This window comes from uncultured Nostoc sp., from assembly GCF_964245445.1.
GTDB lineage: Bacteria > Cyanobacteriota > Cyanobacteriia > Cyanobacteriales > Nostocaceae > Nostoc.
On record NZ_CAXTNE010000064.1, the window covers coordinates 1 to 19584 of the forward strand.

Sequence of the window (19584 nt, forward strand, 5' to 3'; positions counted from 1 at the left end):
GGGGCAGAGGGGAATAACTAATGACCAATTACCAATTACTCAGCACTATTTACTACTGACAACTGACCACTGACTCAGCACGGGCTAAACGCCCCGCTACCGCTAACAGCACTTTGCTATACAAGTCCTTACATTTATCTTTGGAGAAAACCCAAATGAAACTGCAATATCTAAAGTTAGTTTTGGCTGGAGTGCTGATGATCGGAGGCATTGGATTGCTGCGATCGCAACCCACCCTTGCACAGCCCAGCGGATCTGCTCAGTCAACGGCGAGCAAAAACTCCTACCAAGGGAGTTGGACAGGTCGGCTGGAATACGTCGGTTTTCAGGGTCAGATACTGCTATTTATAGATAAATCAGGCAAGCTATACGGCAGTTTTGAGTCTGATGATGGCGACAGATTTGCTCAAATTAGTGGAACCCATCGCGGCAATGTGTTTCATCTGACGTTCACACCCACCCCAGGCAGCAGCTATGTAGGGGATAGCTCAAGCTCAGAGCCTTATACCGTAAATGCAACTGCCAAATGGGAAGGCGGAAATCGCTTTAGCTTTGGAGTTCCGGGTTCAACAGGGCACTCACAGTCCTATATTTTTGAGCGAAAGCAACAACCTAGCGATCGGTAAAGCAGTGACGCAGGACATCCATCCAGAACAAAAGCACACTGGTCTCGATTGAAGCATTCGGCGGATTTGACGCATAGCTGAATAATACCTCAGCAAAGCAGGGTGTCGAAGTAACACAAGCAGTATAATTATCGGACACGATCAAGGCACGCCATTGGCTTGGCAAGGAAATCATATCAACGGCACAGAATTCAATATGCAGGGCGTTGTCGTTGCTGGACTAAAAGAAAACACGATCGCATGGGTGCGGCTGTACATGGAGCCAGTTCAGAGCCTGTCAAAGTAGCACTGGCAAGCATCCTAAAAGCAGCCTAACTGTGAATAAGCTTTGCTCATCCACAATTGGCGATCGCGACGATTGGTAACGGTTTATCTATACAAGGATCATATCCAATGTCAACAGCACAGAACTACGATTACATTGTTGTCGGTGCAGGTTCCGCAGGTTGCACTGTTGCGGGACGACTCTCAGAAAATGGCAAGAAGGTGTTATTGCTCGAAGCAGGCACACCTGACGACTCACAAAACATTCACATCCCTGCTGCATTCCCGTATTTGTTCAAAACGCCCAATGATTGGGCATACCCGATTGAACCGCAAGAACATTGCAACAACAGACCTGATTTTATGCCGCGCGGTAAAATGTTCGGCGGATCAAGCTCCATGAACGGCATGATCTATATGCGTGGTCATCCTGCCAATTACGACGCTTGGAGCAAACTGGGCAACGAGGGGTGGAGTTGGGACGATGTAAAGCCCTATTTCCTCAAATCAGAAAACAACGAACGCGGCGCATCAGAACATCATGCTGTCGGTGGGCCAATCAATGTCGCCGATTTACGTGACCCGAATCCATTAGCTAAAGCGTTTGTGCAAGCCTGCGCTGAAACCGATTTGCCCCTCAACAATGACTTCAATGGCGACTCGCAAGAAGGGTTTGGCATGTATCAAGTAACGCAGAAAAATGGAATGCGTCACAGTGTAGCCGTCGCATATCTTTATCCTGCGCTTCAACGCGAAAATTTAACCGCGATTTCCAATGCGCTAGTTTTACGACTCACGTTCAACGGCACGCGCTGTAAAGGTGTGGTGTATCGCCAAGTGGGTCAAGAACACACGGTTGAGGCAAACTGTGAAGTGATTTTATCCGGTGGTGTAATTAATTCACCACAACTGTTGATGCTGTCTGGGATTGGGGATAGAGAAAAACTAGAGCCACTCGGCATCAATGTTGTGGCACATTTGCCAGGTGTAGGACAAAATTATCAAGATCATATTCTGGTGCCGATCGCCGTTCATTGCACTCAACCTATTACATTAGGCGGTGCGGGTTCAGGACAAAGGTATAGACAATATGTAGAAGAGCGCAAAGGCTTATTGACCTCAAACCTGGTTGAAGCAGGCGGTTTGGTGAAACTGAATGCGACATCGCCTGCACCCGAATTGCAATATCATTTTGTACCAGGATGGCAAGTGTTTCACGGGTTGAACAATCCCCAAGAACCACACGGTTACACCTTGCTTCCTGGACTCGTTGGCACAAAAAGCAAAGGATCGCTGGAATTGCGTTCTGCTGATCCAACTGAGCCGCCCAAGATCAATCCTAATTATCTTGCTGATAAAGCAGAAATGGATGTTTTGCTGGCAGGTGTAAAGCTAGGACGGCAGATATTGGCATCGCCTGCGTTTGATGCCTATCGCGGTGAAGAGTTTTTGCCAGGTAAAGTTGTGCAAACCGATGAGGAAATCAAAGAATTCATTCGTAACAATGTCCAGACAATTTATCATCCTGTCGGCACCTGCAAAATGGGCAATGACGCGATGGCAGTGGTGAATGATCGGTTGCAGGTTCACGGGATTCAAGGATTGCGCGTTGCCGACGCGAGCATCATGCCAACCATTATCAATGCCAACACCAACATCCCGTGCATCATGATTGGTGAAAAGTGTGCGAATATGATTTTGCACAGCCAGGAGGTAAGCGATGCACAGTCATGAGACCTACGCACGCAACTACTTAATGATTCGCCTGCCTGTAAAGTGGATTGCCTGCTTTATCTTGGGAATTAGCTGAATTGCAGGTGTGGCAACGATCGTGGCCGGCTTTGAGCAGCTACAGCACTTGGCAACAACCGAAATTACCGCGCAACAACAAAAGATGGTGAAGGGCGGAGTGTGCTGGAAGGGGAGTTCGCCGTTTATTATTCCATTTAGAGCTTACAAGAGAGGGGACTCAGCATAATGACACCTCATTCCATTGACGATGTTGCTAAAAAGGAGAACCAGCTCCAAAACTGGGACAATTTCTGCCGCTATCATCTAGGCGATTGGCATGGTATCTGGACTAAATATTCGCCAGAAGGACACTCAATCAACTCCTTCAAGTGTGTTCGAGCATTTTACCTCAGTGAAGATGGTAGCCAAATAACTCAACAAAATCGCTCTACTTCTCCTGATGGCAAGACTGAACTTTATACCTTTGCTTATGTCAAACCCAGCACCGATCTCTTCTTGATGGGGCATCACTTTCCCGTCTTGTTTCTCGATAGCAGCTTTTCCTGGGGATCTAGAACGGTCACAGATGCGGATGCTCAGTTATTCTGTGAAACAGGTTTCACGCATGGAAACAAAAGGACGAGCCTCAGCGCTGTTTACAAACAAAGCGGTGAGTTGCAGCACATGACAGTGATCTCTGAGCAATTAGAGAGCTTTCTAGAAGCGCTTCCAGCTCCTGGTATGATTCAACCTGACAGCGTTTGGCAGGGGACTGTCAAACAGATAACCCCCGATCTAGTCATGTCCTCTCCAGAGGAAATCGGATGGCAACCCCTGGAGAACGAATCTGGCAGTAATCAGATATTTCACTTCCCAGGAGGCTCGATTAGTTGTCCCTTGAAGATTGAAAGCAACAGCATCATGGATCTGATTTTCGATTGGCAGGCGGCTCCAAACAAATTATTCCGTGGAATTCGCCACTTCGACAATTCCACCTTTAGTCGCTTTTTGCTTCAAGTCTACGAATCCTAATCAGATGGAAACAATAGTTCGGATAGTTTTTCTGAAAGTGGTGATTTTACATGCGTTAATAACACGAATTTAAAATCACCACCTCTACAAACTTTGTCCGGAGTATTGTGGAAAGGTAGTCCTATTTTGAAAAAGTTGAAAAATAATCAGGCATCGAAAAAGAATTTGTCCAAAGTTCAATAAAAATTAAACAATTCCCTTATGTTACCTGCACAACCCAGTCTTAATCAAAACGATGGTGAAGAAAATAGTGTTTTATTTTTTGGGCGCACTTTGGCGGAGTATATAAATATGTTTAATTTAGACTTATCCTTATGGAAATGTTGCAAAATTTTAGATTGTGCTGCAGGACCAGCTTCCTTTGTTGCAGAAGCAAACAGACTTGGAATTCATGCCATAGGATGCGATCCTCTATACGCCAATGATTTAGAGCTATTGATTGAACAGGGAAGATTCGATTTGGAGAGAAATATTAAGTTTTTAACTGGTTATTCTGATAGTATTAGTAATAATTTTTATTCTTCGATAGATGTTCGCAAAGAATACGCCACATTGGCTTTAAATAAATTTCTAGAAGATTATCCCAAGGGAGTAGAAGAAAGCCGCTATGTTGCGGCTGAACTGCCTAAACTACCTTTTGACAGTGAAAGTTTTGATTTAGTTTTAAGCAGCTATCTTCTTTTCACTTATAGCAAAATCATCAATGAATTTGATTATCAGTTTCATCTAGATTCAATTTTAGAATTGTTTAGAGTGAGTAGACGAGAAGTCAGAATATACCCAGTTCAGGGAAGCAAAAATGAACTGAACGAGTACGTAGAAAATTTGCTGATTGACTTGAAAAAAGAAAGTATTGTAGCTGAACTTGTGCCTCTTGACTACAAGTTTACGCAGGAGTGTAGTCTTCTTTTGCGTTTAAGCCACTAGGAATTACGCATTGAGAATTTAGGCAATATATTCGTAAATAAAAAAGGAATGTAAGATGAAAATATAATTTTCCAATTCGGCGATCGCTACTAACCAAGAGCAGTAAAATACCAATAATATTGATGTTATTTTATCTATTAGAAAATTATTCAATAACAGACAATCAAAATTAAAAGAGGCTTTGAAGAATGTGAATACACGAATTAATCTTGATACTTCTACAAAGAGGAATATAAGTAAACAAATTTCATTTACCCCGTTCGATGAAGCATCCAATTCATTTCAAGCATTTAGCAGGAGGACTAGAGAATGTCTTTGAGTGTCGAGTCTCATGTATCAATTGAAAGAGTCGCTATTGTCGGCGGAACTCATGGCAATGAGTTGATAGGAGTGTTCCAAGTCAGAAAGTTTGCACAACTTCCCCATTTAGTCCAGCGTTCCAACTTTGAAACGCTGACCTTAGTCTCGAATGCAAAAGCCGTTGAAGCGAGGCGACGGTATATCGATACTGACCTAAATCGCTGCTTTAATCCTCAAGATTTGCAAAACCCCAATCTTGTCGATTATGAGCAACTACTGGCTAAAAAGATCGCTTATACCATTCAGCAGGAAAAGATCGATTTCATTATCGATCTACATACCACAACCTCTAATATGGGGTTAACAATAATTTTGCACAATCAGCATCCCTATCTGTTGCGTTTAGCTGCCTACCTGACGACCCTTAACCCTTTAGTTAGAGTCTTGGTACATCAATTCAACCACGACAATTCTTACTTAATCGATCTCTGCGAATTGGGCTTGGCTATCGAAGTAGGACCCATTGCTCAAGGCACGCTCCATGCAGAATTATTTCAGCAGTCAGAAGCTTTGGTTGGGGCGATACTCGATTTTGTTGAACGCTGTAATCAGGGAGAAACACCTGAGATACCTGAGACGTTCACTCTATATGAACAGGTGAAGATTTTAAGTTATCCAAGAGACGAACACAAGCAAATTCGGGCAATGATTCACCCTCAACTTCAGGCTAGAGACTATGAATTGTTACATCCTGGGGACCCATTGTTTCTCGGTTTGGATGGTGAGGTGATTCTCTATCAAGGAGAATCTACTATTACTCCGGTTTTCATTAATGAAGCTGCCTATTACGAAAAAGATTACGCTCTGGGTTTAGCTATACAACAACCGATGACTCTCTCAAATTAGACCTCTCGAAAACTATCTTTAGATGATGTTGATGTTAATGAAGTAATTGTCTGCTGAACAAATAGTACCGTACTAACAAGAGGTTAAATCATGATGCTTAAGAATAAAGTTGCCTTAGTGACTGGAGGCACATCGGGAATTGGTCGAGCAACCGCGATGTCTCCGACAAGTTGCTTCTCTTCGAGACGCTGCGCGAACGCGTCTACGCGCTCGGTGCGGCTGGCGCAAAAGTTGTGTTCTCAGGTAGACGCGATCCAGAAGGCGAAGCAACGGCTGCTCTAGTTCGTGAGGCTGGAGCAGAGTGCTTATTTGTGCGATCGGACGTATCGAGTGAAACAGATGTGCAAGCCTTAGTGCAGAAAGTGATCGCAACCTACGGCAAACTTGATTGTGCATTCAACAATGCATCTAAATAGATGAAGTTGTTAGTAGTTGTTTGAAAGTAGTAAAAGCAACAAGGAGAAAAACATGAAACTTTGTAAAACGATTGTAATGGCTACGCTCATTATTACGGGACTCACTAGTCAGAGCGTCTTAGCAAATACTGAGAGAGAAATTCCTTTCGTTGGTCTATGGGAAGGTATCGATCCTGATGATGGTGGGAACCAGTTGCGTTCAATTACACTCAACGAAGATGGCACGCTCACTTTGACTGGGAGTTCTACTTATTTCTCGCTGTGTAATGGCCTACGTGGGGTCATCAATGGTACAGGAGAAATTCAGGGCATAGTTCTCGAGACTAATGTTACGCTCACATGCTCTAACTCTCCTCCATCCCTATATAAGGTTAAGGCAAAATATGAACTAGATAGGAAAAATAGTACTCTCGTAGAGCGCACAGATCTAAGGACAAAAAATAATAAACCGCTGATCGTTTTCCACCTCATCAGCCGTTCACAGGTTTATAGAAGTATAAAAGGAGCAACGCGATTTTCTGAAGTCGGACAAAAACGAGTGATAATGCTCCGACCCGACGGAGGTTATCGCTAAACAGAAAGTTCAGTAACCTAGTAAAAGAGATACTTACTAAAAAGTCCAAAACTTCAGTAATACTGAGAGAACTGTATCGTTATGGTTGTTGAGTTCTCTGATAGAGACAAAAAAGTGTAGGATGCCCTTTGAGTAATAGTTTTGATGTTTAATATCAAAATAGGGAGTTTGCCGTCACTTCAATCTCCAATTGCTAAAAATCTTTTGTTAAGAGCTGCGATGCCTACGGCGGGCTGCGCCTACGCTAATGTGAAAAGTGCCAAAGATAATGGTAGATTATGTCTCTGTCCGGCGCGGCGACGAGGGTCTTCTAGACCTGCAAAAGCTTTGATAATTTCGATTTCAGACACGGTAATAGATGCTTGAAGTAGAACTGGCGCTGTATTTTACCATATCGCGTCTATATTTAGAGTGAAATAGCCCTGACGAACAATCTATGTTGCTTCCTAGCTGGGTATTACAAATTCTTTTAAGCTAATGATGCAGTCAACTTGACCTTGGCACTACCTTTTATGCATTCCAATGTATCAACTAAGACTGATATGACTGAAGCTGTTAATGTTTCATCTCCTGAAGACATCTATGATGTTGTGGTGATTGGGGCTGGACCCGTTGGTTTAGCTACTGCGATCGGCTTGTACCAGCGCGGTATTGAAAATATTCTAGTCATCGATCAAGCTCGCGCTTTTCTTCAGGTGGGGCAGACAATCGACCTGCTTCCTAATGGATTAAAGGCTCTCAAATCGATTAGTTCTCTGGCTTATGAGGCAGTTAAGCGACAAAGCATAACTTTTTCTAGCCCTCCACAGTCTGATGGTCAAGGAACCGCTCAAGCCACTCAGCAACCAAAACCTGCGAAAACCTCCCGTCAATGGACACGAATAAATTTGAAAGGACAGCCAATTCATTCATTCTCGCTAGAGTACGATGATTGGTTGAAGGACTACGGAGAGGGTCGTTTAACTATCAGTTGGTATGATTTACAGACTGCTCTAAGACATTTGCTTCCTGAAGATAAGGTTAGAGCCAATCACCGCTGTATCAATGTGTCTCATGAGCCTGAGACTCTGTGTGTGCGAGTGGACTGTGTTTCTGATGTCGGAGCAGGGGTTAACCCTTACGCCGATTGGAACGATAGCTCAAACCAGGATGTACCCTTGCAAGATTCTGAGTCACCATCGCCACAATGGGTCAATAAAGTGATTCGGGCAAAGTTAGTAGTTGCAGCCGATGGCATCAATTCTCAGGTTCGGAGGATTCTCTACACTAATAGCCCGTACCATGCATTTGGCCAACCGGAATATACTGGGTTTTCAGTATTGGGATGTTTCGGAATCACTCAGGGTTCAAACGAACAACTCAGAGAACTCCAGGAGAAATTTCTTGAGAGTTCACCGATCGTGACTATTATGAATGACGAACCGTGGAAAGATTCAGCTATTAGAGAAGATCCAAGAATGATTTTGGCTCATAGTCCAGATGATTCACTTAGATATCTCCTGTTTCACACCTTATCTCTGCAAGCGTCAAAAGGCAAATTAGGCTATGAGTTGATTGATTTAGCGATACAGCAGCTAGAGCAAGCAAATTTTCCTGATATCCTCAAACAACTCGTGCGACTCTCTTCTCCAGCCAATTTGCTATCCCGTCAACTCTACATCCATCGCGCTTCGCTTTCCAAGCTTATCCAGTTTCCAAGCACAGCTTGCTTACATCCTGAAAGTGATGTGGCAACTCCACCTGCTTGGCGGGCAGAGCGAGTTGTACTAGTTGGTGATGCTGCTCATGGGATGCCTGCCTTTATGGGTCAGGGTGCAAATCAAGGTTTGGAAGATGCGCTAGTGATAGCAACCTTAATCGCTAAAATCGGAGATCGGCACGATTGGGATGATGTGCAAGCCATCGATCGAGCCTTTGAGACCTATGAGCAGTTTCGGCGTCCCATAATGGCTTACATCCAAAAGGTCACCTTAGAACTATACGACCAATCAGATGAAGCGCGGCAGGAATACGAGCAACGGGTCTATCATCGTGATATTGACCAACTGCTAGGGGCTTGGCTGAAATAATCCCAGGATGCACCTAGCTGAATGGCGATGTCAAGTTAACGATCAATCTGACTTCTTGTTGAGAAAATCACCTTTGAATTGATGTTGTCTTATCTAATAGAAGATGATTCAAGAACAGGCAATCAAAATTAAAAGAGGCTTTGTGGATAGGTCGTGGGGTCAAGTGCATTACCGGACAGCTGGCAATGGTTCAGCACTGATACTCACGCACAAAACTTACTTTTCTTCTCGTAGTTTTATCAGAGTTATGCCGCTGCTAGCTCTCGATTTTCGAGTAATTGCGCTAGATACTCCTGGTCAAGGCGAGTCAGAAAATCCACCCACTCAATGGACTATTCCGCAATATGCTACAGATTTATTTGAGGTACTGGACACACTTCAAGTTGAAGATTTTTACCTGGTGGGTAACAGCACCGGAGCTGCAATTGCTTGCGAAGCAGCAGTTATTTGTCCCAGTAGAATTAAAAAGCTGGTACTTTTTGGAATGCCTCGTTGGAAAGATGAAGCAGCACGTCAAGCTTTACGCCAATCACGATTCTTTTATGGGCCACCACAGATAAAAGAGGATGGCAGCCACTACAGCGCTAATTGGCAATGGGTAAAATCACAATGTGTTGGCGAACCGCCTGAATGCTTTGAAATCTATTTCCAAGAAGTGATGTCTCGGCAAGAGCGCACCTACGAGGGGATAGAAGCAGTCTTGAGGTACGATGAAGCCAGCCGTTTACCACTGATCTCGGTTCCGACTTTACTCATATGGGCCATGGAAGACACCATGTTCGTGCCTTTTATTGAGGACACTGCCCGACTTGTTGGGCATTCTATTACCAAGGTTTTACAGGGCAGCTCTCTCATGTATCTACGCGATCCCAAACTTTACGCCGAGACCTTGCTAGGATATCTAAAATCTTAAGTTCACTGAACAAAACATATACAGAGCATTCGTGAGAGGTTAAGGTCGGACACCATTTGTCAATAAGTAATAATACTTAAAATATTGCTGAAATCGGGGTCGGAAACGCAATTTTTGAGCAGGCGATGCCTACGGCGGGCTACACCTGTGCGTAATCTTGATACGCATCACTCATACTTGACTCCTCATTTCAGTACAAGAGTTAACTTCATACCTCTACTTTTCCCGAATTTTCAGCATAATTTCTAATTGACAAAAGTAAGATTATCTTGTTTTATAACCGATGTATACAGAGTGACAAAGGCGATGAATCGAGATTCGAGCGACCAGCTAGAAACAATAATGCCGACCTTGAGAAAGCAGGTGTTGCTGCCAAAGACCAGACATTGGATTCAGCAAAAACGCCCTACAGAAGTTAATCAATTGCTCATCCAGTTTTTGACGCAAGTAAGATAACTAGCACGCCACGGCGTAAATAGAGCAACCGTTTAAAATCCCTAAAAAGCCCATTCTATAATACTTTTGACTTTTGACTTTTGACTTTTGACTTCCGCCTTGCGGTACTAGCCTGTTTCACAACAATTAGGCACACTTAAGCAACTTGCTTGAAATGTTTCAGTTCCCAAGAAGATAAGAAATTAAAACAATGACAAACTGTACTATTGGCGACTATCTGGTGCTTCGTCTCAAACAAATTGGCGTCAAGCATATCTTTGGTGTCGCTGGTGATTATAATATGGAATTTCTCGATCATATTGTTAATCAAGAAGGCGTTGAGTTGGTGACAACTTGCAATGAACTCAATGCAGCCTACGCTGCCGATGGCTATGGTCGGATCAATGGCATTGCAGCATTAGTCACTACTTTTGGTGTTGGTGAACTCAGTGCCATTAATGGGATTGCTGGCGCTTATGCTGAACATGTCCCAGTTGTGACAATTACTGGAGCTCCTGCCACCAATATTCAATCATCTGGAGCGCTTGTCCATCATACGTTAGGTACTGGCGATTTCTCCTTGTTTGCTCGGATGTATGAGAATGTAACGGCGCAGCAAGCATATTTGACACCGGAGAATGCAACAGCAGAAATCGACAGAGTTTTGGGTGTCTGTCTTCTCAAGAAATTACCTGTTTACATATCTCTACCGATGGATGTTGCTGCAACAGAAGTGGCTGCACCGTCCGATTCATTGATAACACCTGTGTTCCGGAGCGATCCTAATATTTTAACTGCGGCGGTAGATGCAAGTGTGAGTCTGCTGGATAAAGCATTGAAACCAGTGATTATTGCTGACATGGGTGTAGACCGTTATCGCCTACAGTCAGAATTGCGATCGCTTCTTTCAGCTACTGGATACCCTTATGCCACCATGACGATGGGGAAAGGGTTGATTGAGGAAACGCACCCGCAATTTATCGGGATATATAACGGTGCTGCCAGTGAGGACTATGTACAAAGGCGCATCGAACAAGCAGATTGTGTATTGAGCATCGGTGTTTTGATGACTGATTTCAACACAGGAAAGTTTTCTGCCAAACTCGATCCCAACCGAACCATTGAAGTGCATGGGGAGTCTCTCAAGATTAAGGGCGAGCTGTACAACAATGTGGCAATGCAGGATTTTCTAACTGCTTTAAGTAAACATCTCCAGCATCGAGATGCCGCAACGCTAGACTTAAAACCCAAGCAGGAAAATTTAGATATAGGTTTCACGACTGACTTTCAACCTAACTCAACAGGAGTGATTACGCAGCAGCGTTTTTGGTACAGACTGGCGCAATTCCTCAAAGAAAATGATATTGTTGTTGCGGAGACTGGGACTTGTTTGTTCGGAAGCGCGGTAATTCCTTTACCAAAGGGAACTACCTTTGTTGGACAAGTGCTTTGGGGTTCGATTGGCTACTCAGTAGGGTCATTATTTGGTTGTGCGATTGCTGCTCCCCAACGGCGAGCTATCCTATTGGTTGGTGACGGAGCATTTCAAATGACAGCACAAGAACTGTCAACAATGTTACGCTACAACCTCAAGCCAATTATTATTCTTTTCAACAACGATGGCTACACGATCGAGCGTGATATCCACGGTGAGCGGATGCCCTATAACGACATCCAGCGGTGGAATTATCACAAGCTCCATGAAATTTTTAGTAACAATGGCTGGAGCGCAAAAGTAAGCACTGAGGCAGAATTAGACTCAGCACTGCAACAAGCTGAACAAAATCGGGACAAACTTACCTTTATTGAGGTAGTAATGGACAAAATGGACAGCCCAGAAAATCTCTTAAAGCTTTTGCAGAAATAGATAAAGAAATGCAAAGCATGTAAATATACTTAAAAGATTTAATGCTAGATGTTGCAATTATTGGTGGCGGTGTTTCTGGAGTTTACAGCGCTTGGCGGTTGATGTGCTGCAATCCAAGTACATCCAAAATTCTCAAAACCTGGGCAGAGAAACGTGCCGATGACAAATTGAAGATTGGCGTGTTTGAGCGAAGCGATCGCATTGGCGGGCGACTCTTATCGCTCGTGCCACCCGGTATGCCCAACCTGCGTGCAGAGCTTGGAGCAATGCACTACGTACCGACTCAGACGCTGATCCGCTCGCTTGTGGAGAATAAATTACGCCTGAAAAGCTACGACTTTCCAGCGAACAAACCGGAAAATATTGTCTATTTGCGTGGCGTACACCTACGCGAAGCAGATTTACTGGCTGGTGACTAGACTAAATGCGAGCAAACGGAAGATAACACTAACAGACTTACGGGGCTAAAAAATAATACTATCAACGGAAAGCAAAAACCCTGAAAAAGAAAAAGTGGTCAACACCCATTATGATAAATCTTACTCGCTATCAGTGGACAGTCTTATTTGCTGCCTGGTTAGGTTGGGGCTTCGATGCTTTTGATGGGTTACTCTTTAACTTCGTGGCATCGAACTGCATTCCCACTTTATTAGGTTTAACCATTGGCTCCCCCGAAGCCAAAGCCCCAACACTCTACTGGACAGGATTATTAACTTCAGTGCTGTTATTGGGATGGGCAGTTGGCGGTGTTTTATTTGGTATAGTGGGCGATCGCATTGGACGCACCAAAACGCTGCTGCTAACAATTCTACTTTACTCTTTAGGAACTTTCGCCTGCGCTTTTGCCCCAAATATTTGGGTGTTTACGGGCTGTCGAATTATTGCTAGTTTGGGCATTGGCGGAGAATGGGCAGCCGGAGCAGCGATGGTGGCAGAAGTGGTTCCAGAGCGATGGCGCGTCGAAGCAGGAGCATTGCTTTACACCGCAGCGCCAATAGGACTGTTTCTAGCCGCCTTTGCTAACGATCAAATTACACGAGTTATTTTACCGGGTAGTCCGGAGGTTTCCTGGCGGTATGTGTTTTTTACAAGTTTGATTCCAGCGGCGATCGCAATTGGCATCCGATTATTGATCAAAGAACCAGAGCGCTGGCAACGCGTTGAAAAGCAGTCTACTGCTCACATCAGCGAACTGTTTACACCACAATATCGTCGTACCACCCTGGGCGGATTAGCGATGGCCGTGGTTGCGCTGCTGACTTGGTGGAATTGCAACGCTTTTATTCCCGTGATTGCCGCAGGACTGGCGCAAGTGGCTGCTAAAGCGCAGAATATAGCGGATGGAAAAGCTACACAACTGCTAATTGAACAGTGGAAAACTGCCACAAGCTATAGCTTTACGGCAGGTGGTTTAATTGGGACGCTGTTAACTGTTCCAGTTGCTAAGTTTCTAGGACGCAAGTGGATGTTTGCGATCTACTTTTTGCTATCTGCGATCGCTATGCTCTCCACCTTCGGCTCGAAAGTACCCGCCGATATGCCGTTATGGTCGGGGCTATATTTTATGATTGGTCTGGTGGTTTTTGGAGTATTGAGCAGCTTTACATACTATCTACCCGAACTGTTTCCAACTCGCTTACGGGCAACGGGTGCTGGATTCTGCTATAACATCGGACGTGTGATCACAGCAATCGGGCCTTTTCTAGTCGGTTACATCGCCTCTCAAAGAGCGAATGCCTTGCAAACTACGATTGAACTCTTGTTTGTGATTGGATTTATCCCGCTAGTGGGTGTGATTCTGAGTCTGACTCCGTGGGTAACAGAAACAAGAGAACAGATATTAACGGATTGATGTTACCGGGTTGATAAAATATACGCACTAGCCTCCCCGCCTCAATTTCAGCCTGATTAAGAACACCTTTTTGTGCTGTAACATTTTTTCGTTGAGAGCGATCGCTTCGTTTAAGGGGACAACTTACTTATCAAGCATTTGTTTGAAATTGTTGCTCAGAGCAACGCGAATGATGCAGATCATTGTTCTTGGAGATTAAAGCTATGCAAACCGTCAATTCCACGCAGGCCGTTACTACTGAATTCACCGCAAACGAGTCGCACCACCCTACACCCTTCTTGTTGACTGAACTTAAGTTCGGTTGAGGCTTGGTTGCACAGATAGGTCGTGACTGTCATTTCGTCCCTACAAATACTCAACTTTGGGTTGGCGACAAAGCTGCATAAGTTTTATAGGCTAAAGGTATAACGTGACCGAGTGAGGTTTAACCATGTAACCCCCTAATAAGCACATTTTATAACCTTATACAGTAAGGCTTTGAGAAATCTCATAAAAATGTGCTTGTTTCATATTTTGCGGGAGCGTAAAACGCGCCTCTGAGAGGCTCAGATATTGCACTTCACCGTACAATTTCAGACAACCTCAAAACATCGATTTATAGGCTTTTATCGCTAAATCAAGGCTTATGGATTAATACTGTGTAATAAAATTACATCAGATTTTATTGTACAAGTGTGATTTAAAGTTATTTTTGTTACCTTAGCACCCATGAATTCAACATCAGCCTTTACCTGGAAAAAAGCTAAACAAGTTGCCGAGCAAATTGTCTTCAAAAATTTTGGAGAACACCCTAAAGATATTGAAATAGACGTGCTTTTAGGCTCGTGGGAAGGTCTGACCTATGAAAAGATGGCAGAGCAGTATCATCTGTCTGTAAACTACCTGAGAGGAGATGTTGGCCCTCAACTATGGCAAAAGCTTTCAGAGGCACTAGGAGAAGAGGTAACAAAGAGCAATTTTAAAGGTGCGCTGGAGAGAGCCTGGAAAAGGCAACTATATCCATCAATTGATCTCAATGTTCAGCTAGAATCCTCATTGGCAGAACTACCATTTCCAGAGGGTTCGGTTCCTCTAGATTCTCCTTTTTATGTAGAGCGAGATGGCATAGAGTCTATTTGTTACGAGACAATTGTTAAACCCGCTTCCCTAATTCGGATTAAAGCACCAAAGTTAATGGGCAAAACTTCATTGATGACCAGAGTTTTGGCTCATGCTAAATCCCAGAATTATCAAACGGTATATTTGGATTTAAGTGGTGTAGAGCGTGCAATTTTAACAAACTTGGATAAGTTCGTGCGCTGGTTATGTTTGATGGTTGGTCGCAAATTAAAGTTAGAAAATAGATTAAAAGATTATTGGGATACAGAAATTTTAGGTAGCAATGATAACTGCACAGTGTACTTTGAAGAATATTTATTACCACAAATAGATTGTCCTTTAGTTTTAGGGTTAGATGAAGTAGATAAAATTTTCCCCTATAACCAAGTGATTGAAGACTTTTTAGGAATGCTGCGAAGCTGGCATGAAAAGGGAAAAATTTTTGAGCAATGGAAACAACTCAGGCTAGTGATGGCACATTCTACCGAAGTTTATATTCCTTTAGACATGAATCAATCTCCCTTTAATGCAGGTCTGCCAGTGGTGTTACTAGAATTTGACCACAAGCAAGTGATATATCTAGCTCGTCTTCATGGACTGAATTGGGATGATATTCAAGTAGAGGAATTAATGAACATAGTGGGAGGACATCCTTATCTAGTGCGGTTAGCAATATACGAAGTTTCTACTAGAAAGGCAACTCTAAAACAGCTATTAAAAGATGCTTCGACAGAAGCAGGAATTTATAGTAACCATTTGCGGCGCTACTTAGAGACAATGTACTTAGAAGAAAATAAAAGTTTAAAGGAAGCGTTAACAAAGGTGGTCACATTATCTGAGCCTGTAGAATTGAATTCAATGCAGATTTATAAGTTGCACAGTATGGGATTAGTACAGCAACAGGATAATAAAGTTGTACCTAGATGTAATTTATATCGTATGTATTTTCGCAGAGTTTTGTAACGTAATTCGTAAGTAAGTCAGCGTTAATATTTTAAGGTATATTAATAAATTTAAATGTAGGGTGCATTGTCGCGCAGCGCAACTCACCGTCAGCAATTCACGGTGCGTTAGCCTACGGCATAACGCAGCCTATGAATAATTTATATTTCTTCATATATATTGAATTTTTCTCATCGATTTACTTAATTAAAGAATGGGTAAAATTTTACATTAATTGTAATTACGAATTATTGTAATAAACAATAAAATTTATGATATTACAATAAGATTTTCAATACATAACTATTACATTAGATTTCTTACATAAATGGTAAACAAAAGCGTGATAAGTAGTTAAGTGAGATGTAAAAACTGACTTTTGCAAGAGGTCTATTATTAAGAATGGCAAAAGTATGCTATTTATCTTTGAGATGTTTAACACTAACTTTAAGATTTTTGGCAACACTGACGGTATTCGTTACCTTCTACAAAAGTAGCGCTTTGGCTAATATCTTGCCTGATAACTCCCAAGGTGCTAAAGGTTCGCGTTTAAATTTCAACTTAAAGAGCCAAAAACAGTCGGTTGACAGAATTGAAAATACAGGTATGTCAAAAACTAACTTATTAAGGAATAAGTCTCAAGTCCCTCATTTCCAATCACTAACAACAGGTTTATTAAAGTCAAATCAATTGACATCAGTACCAAAATTGGCTCAGGTTCTCGACTCGGAACCGCCAAAACAACCAATCCCTACACCACTACCAAAACCTACCTTTGAACTTCCTCTTCAAACTCCCCCTTCTGAAGAACGTTTAGACCTTCCCCAAACTATCATTGTTAGCAAATTCGAGTTTGATGGGAATACAGCATTTAGCGACGAAAAGTTAATAGAAATTACTGCCCAATTTACTAAGCGATCGCTAACTTTTGCACAATTACTTCAAGTTGAGGCTGCTATAACTAAACTCTACACCGATGCGGGGTATATCAATTGCGGCGCTGTGATCCCAGCTGGTCAAACCTTGTCTCAACAGGGATCTATCGTCAAAATCCAGATTATTGAAGGAGGGCTAGAAGAAATTGCGGTGACGGGTACGCGACGGTTAAACTCAAACTACGTCCGCAGCAGATTAGCCCTAGCCACTGCTAGGCCCTTAAATCAAAAGCGTTTGCTATCAGCTTTGCAACTATTACAACTCGATCCCCTGATTCAGAACATATCAGCTCAATTGTCTGCTGGGTCGCGTCCCGAATTAAGTATACTGACAGTCAAGGTAGTAGAAGCAGACTCGTTTAATACAGAATTTTTTCTAGACAATGGTCGTGCGCCTAGCGTTGGTAGCTTACGCCGAGGTGTCCGCATTAACCAAGGAAATTTACTCGGTTTTGGCGATGCCTTGAATCTGGAATATATCAATACTGATGGTAGCAACGCCTTTGACTTGCGCTACAACATACCTGTTAATCCTCGTAATGGTACACTTACTTTCAGAGCAGGATTGACAAAAACCGAAATTGTTGAACCACCCTTTGACCGTATAGATATTATTGGTAATTCCAATTACTTCGAGTTAGGCTTTCGCCAACCTTTAATCCTATCTCCTAACAGAGAATTTGCTGTGGGTCTATCTGCATTACGACAGGAGAGCAAATCTGAATTGTTAGGTAGTGGTTTTCCCCTTTCAGCAGGTGCTAATGAAAAGGGAGAGACTCGCATTTCAGTTTTACAATTCTTCCAAGAATATCAGCAGCGAAATTCTCAACAAGCCTTAGCCCTGCGCTCTCAATTCAACTTAGGTTTAGATGTCTTCAATGCTACAGTTAACGATGAACCTCCTGATACTCGGTTTTTTTCGTGGCGGGGGCAAGGACAATATGTGCGAGTTTTAGCACCGCAGACTTTACTGGTGTTACGTTCTGACCTACAATTGTCAACTCGTGCCCTTGTGCCTTTAGAACAATTTGCGTTGGGTGGATTGAATAGTGTCCGGGGTTATCGACAAGATATTCTCTTGACAGATAACGGCTTTTTTGCATCAGCAGAAGTGCAATTGCCAATACTGCGGGTAGAAAAGGTCAAAGGAGTTTTACAAGTAGTGCCGTTTATTGATTTTGGTGTGGGTTGGAATAGTTCCGGCAATCTAGACCCCAATCCTAATACTTTGCTGGGGTTGGGATTGGGTTTGCAGTGGCAAATGAGCGATCGCCTGAATGTTCGTCTTGATTATGGTCTGCCATTAACAGATATTCAAGACAGAGGCAGGACTTTACAAGAAGACGGTTTTTATTTCTCAATAGTCGGAAGTCCTTTCTAAAAATTTTTTTACCCAGAATCTGATTAGTAAAGGTCTAAATCAAAAATGCAACACCTCAAGCGATCGCTTTTATCTCATATATCTCTAATAGAGATAAATCTTGGGTTGGTTTTGTTATTTAGTTTTGCTGCTTGTCCAGTAAAAGCCCAAATTACACCTGATGCAACTCTAGGCAATCAAAATTCAGTTGTAGTACCAGATAATCTTAACGGCAGTCCTATCGACAGAATTAACGGGGGAGCAATTCAAGGCAGCAATTTATTTCACAGCTTCCAGGAATTTAACATTAATAACGGAGCAAAAGCCTATTTTACCAATCCGGGTGGAATTAGCAATATTTTGACGCGGGTGACAGGGAATAATGCCTCGAACATTCTGGGAACTCTGGGAGTTTTAGGCAAAGCCAATCTATTTTTGATTAATCCTAATGGAATTGTCTTTGGCCCAAATGCCCGTTTGGATTTAGGAGGTTCATTTGTAGCTTCTAGTGCAGATAGTTTAGTGTTTGATAATGGGTTGAAGTTTAGTGCCACAAACCCCCAAGCACCACCACTTTTAACAGTCAATATTCCTGTGGCCTTGCAATTGCGGCAAAACCCACAGAGTATTGTCAATCAATCATCTGCTGTTCTGGGATTGCAACCAGGAAACACCTTGGCACTGATAGGTGGAAATGTAGTGCTTGATGGTGGCAGTTTGCAGACACCTGGAGGTCGCATTGAGTTAGGAGGATTGACTGGTGCGGGAACAGTTGGTTTTAATATCCAAGAATCCCAAGGAATACCAACAGTTGCTTCTCTAAGTTTTCCTAATAATGTTGAACGAGCTGATGTGTCCCTCTCTAAAGAAGCAGTGGTGAATGTTGCGGCTGGGGGTAGCGGTAGTATTGCAATTAACGGTCGTAACGTCAATATTCAAGGAGGAGGTCGGTTATTAGCCGGAATAGGAAAAGGTTTGGGTTCACCAGGAACTCAGGCAGGAAATATCGAAATTAATGCCAGCGATCGCGTAGTTTTTAGTGGTGTATCTTTCAATAACAATATTAGTGGAGCATTCAACCAAGTAGAAACTGGAGGGCAAGGTAACTCTGGTGACATCAATATCAAAGCTGGTTCTTTTGAAGTGAGTGATGGCGGTCAACTGAATGGCAGTACTCTAGGTAAAGGAAATTCAGGCACGATTAGAGTGACAGCTAGCGAACGGGCGATTATTGATGGCCAATCTGTCATCGGGCAACTTAGCGCACTATCGAGCCAAATTGGAAAAGATGCCGAAGGCAATTCTGGCGGTATTGAAATTAATGCGGGTAGTGTTGA

General features: G+C 43.0%; 15 protein-coding genes. All 15 read left to right on the forward strand.

Translation table 11 applies throughout. The features are described 5' to 3' along the window. The first annotated feature begins 155 nt into the window (after positions 1 to 155). Positions 156 to 626, forward strand: a complete 471-nt coding sequence (locus ACFE90_RS13345) for a hypothetical protein (protein ID WP_375501195.1) — start codon at positions 156 to 158, stop codon at positions 624 to 626. Positions 627 to 1019: 393 nt separating this feature from the next. After that, the gene (locus ACFE90_RS13350) at positions 1020 to 2624 is read left to right on the forward strand and encodes a GMC family oxidoreductase (protein ID WP_375501197.1); all 1605 of its coding nucleotides are present in this window, start codon (positions 1020 to 1022) and stop codon (positions 2622 to 2624) included. A 243-nt stretch (positions 2625 to 2867) separates the two neighbouring features. After that, positions 2868 to 3653 (forward strand): DUF3598 family protein, encoded by a 786-nt coding sequence (locus tag ACFE90_RS13355; protein WP_375501199.1) that lies wholly within the window; start codon positions 2868 to 2870, stop codon positions 3651 to 3653. Positions 3654 to 3854: 201 nt separating this feature from the next. Then, positions 3855 to 4580 (forward strand): class I SAM-dependent methyltransferase, encoded by a 726-nt coding sequence (locus tag ACFE90_RS13360; RefSeq protein WP_375501201.1) that lies wholly within the window; start codon positions 3855 to 3857, stop codon positions 4578 to 4580. 309 nt (positions 4581 to 4889) lie between these two features. Continuing rightward, complete coding sequence (locus ACFE90_RS13365) at positions 4890 to 5786, forward strand: aspartoacylase (RefSeq protein ID WP_375501203.1); 897 nt, start codon at positions 4890 to 4892, stop codon at positions 5784 to 5786. A 170-nt stretch (positions 5787 to 5956) separates the two neighbouring features. Further along, the gene (locus tag ACFE90_RS13370; RefSeq protein ID WP_375501205.1) at positions 5957 to 6202 is read left to right on the forward strand and encodes an SDR family NAD(P)-dependent oxidoreductase; all 246 of its coding nucleotides are present in this window, start codon (positions 5957 to 5959) and stop codon (positions 6200 to 6202) included. A 52-nt stretch (positions 6203 to 6254) separates the two neighbouring features. Next, the gene (locus tag ACFE90_RS13375; protein ID WP_375501207.1) at positions 6255 to 6776 is read left to right on the forward strand and encodes a hypothetical protein; all 522 of its coding nucleotides are present in this window, start codon (positions 6255 to 6257) and stop codon (positions 6774 to 6776) included. Between the two features lie 542 nt (positions 6777 to 7318). After that, positions 7319 to 8845 carry an FAD-dependent oxidoreductase gene (locus tag ACFE90_RS13380; RefSeq protein ID WP_375501209.1) on the forward strand — a complete coding sequence of 509 codons (1527 nt, stop codon included), beginning with the start codon at positions 7319 to 7321 and terminating at the stop codon, positions 8843 to 8845. Positions 8846 to 8948: 103 nt separating this feature from the next. After that, the gene (locus ACFE90_RS13385; RefSeq protein WP_375501211.1) at positions 8949 to 9758 is read left to right on the forward strand and encodes an alpha/beta fold hydrolase; all 810 of its coding nucleotides are present in this window, start codon (positions 8949 to 8951) and stop codon (positions 9756 to 9758) included. A 646-nt stretch (positions 9759 to 10404) separates the two neighbouring features. Further along, positions 10405 to 12060, forward strand: coding sequence for an alpha-keto acid decarboxylase family protein (locus ACFE90_RS13390; RefSeq protein WP_375501213.1), 1656 nt, complete (start codon positions 10405 to 10407; stop codon positions 12058 to 12060). A 41-nt stretch (positions 12061 to 12101) separates the two neighbouring features. Then, the gene (locus tag ACFE90_RS13395; protein ID WP_375501215.1) at positions 12102 to 12479 is read left to right on the forward strand and encodes an NAD(P)-binding protein; all 378 of its coding nucleotides are present in this window, start codon (positions 12102 to 12104) and stop codon (positions 12477 to 12479) included. A 110-nt stretch (positions 12480 to 12589) separates the two neighbouring features. Beyond that, positions 12590 to 13912: an MFS transporter gene (locus ACFE90_RS13400; protein ID WP_375501217.1), complete on the forward strand. Its 1323-nt coding sequence runs from the start codon at positions 12590 to 12592 to the stop codon at positions 13910 to 13912. A 708-nt stretch (positions 13913 to 14620) separates the two neighbouring features. Further along, the gene (locus ACFE90_RS13405) at positions 14621 to 15973 is read left to right on the forward strand and encodes an AAA-like domain-containing protein (RefSeq protein WP_375501219.1); all 1353 of its coding nucleotides are present in this window, start codon (positions 14621 to 14623) and stop codon (positions 15971 to 15973) included. A gap of 381 nt (positions 15974 to 16354) precedes the next feature. Beyond that, on the forward strand, positions 16355 to 18268 hold the full coding sequence (locus tag ACFE90_RS13410) for a ShlB/FhaC/HecB family hemolysin secretion/activation protein (protein WP_375501221.1): 1914 nt from the start codon (positions 16355 to 16357) through the stop codon (positions 18266 to 18268). Between the two features lie 45 nt (positions 18269 to 18313). Beyond that, positions 18314 to 19584: filamentous hemagglutinin N-terminal domain-containing protein (locus ACFE90_RS13415; protein WP_375501223.1), on the forward strand; the 1271-nt coding region annotated here is incomplete at its 3' end.

Bases quoted from the DNA above. Each gene is read 5' to 3' on its own strand.
- ACFE90_RS13345 (WP_375501195.1), top strand. From the start codon at position 156: ATGAAACTGCAATATCTAAAGTTAGTTTTGGCTGGAGTGCTGATGATC.
- ACFE90_RS13350 (WP_375501197.1), top strand. From the start codon at position 1,020: ATGTCAACAGCACAGAACTACGATTACATTGTTGTCGGTGCAGGTTCC.
- ACFE90_RS13355 (WP_375501199.1), top strand. From the start codon at position 2,868: ATGACACCTCATTCCATTGACGATGTTGCTAAAAAGGAGAACCAGCTC.
- ACFE90_RS13360 (WP_375501201.1), top strand. From the start codon at position 3,855: ATGTTACCTGCACAACCCAGTCTTAATCAAAACGATGGTGAAGAAAAT.
- ACFE90_RS13365 (WP_375501203.1), top strand. From the start codon at position 4,890: ATGTCTTTGAGTGTCGAGTCTCATGTATCAATTGAAAGAGTCGCTATT.
- ACFE90_RS13375 (WP_375501207.1), top strand. From the start codon at position 6,255: ATGAAACTTTGTAAAACGATTGTAATGGCTACGCTCATTATTACGGGA.
- ACFE90_RS13380 (WP_375501209.1), top strand. From the start codon at position 7,319: ATGACTGAAGCTGTTAATGTTTCATCTCCTGAAGACATCTATGATGTT.
- ACFE90_RS13385 (WP_375501211.1), top strand. From the start codon at position 8,949: ATGATTCAAGAACAGGCAATCAAAATTAAAAGAGGCTTTGTGGATAGG.
- ACFE90_RS13390 (WP_375501213.1), top strand. From the start codon at position 10,405: ATGACAAACTGTACTATTGGCGACTATCTGGTGCTTCGTCTCAAACAA.
- ACFE90_RS13395 (WP_375501215.1), top strand. From the start codon at position 12,102: ATGCTAGATGTTGCAATTATTGGTGGCGGTGTTTCTGGAGTTTACAGC.
- ACFE90_RS13400 (WP_375501217.1), top strand. From the start codon at position 12,590: ATGATAAATCTTACTCGCTATCAGTGGACAGTCTTATTTGCTGCCTGG.
- ACFE90_RS13405 (WP_375501219.1), top strand. From the start codon at position 14,621: ATGAATTCAACATCAGCCTTTACCTGGAAAAAAGCTAAACAAGTTGCC.
- ACFE90_RS13410 (WP_375501221.1), top strand. From the start codon at position 16,355: ATGGCAAAAGTATGCTATTTATCTTTGAGATGTTTAACACTAACTTTA.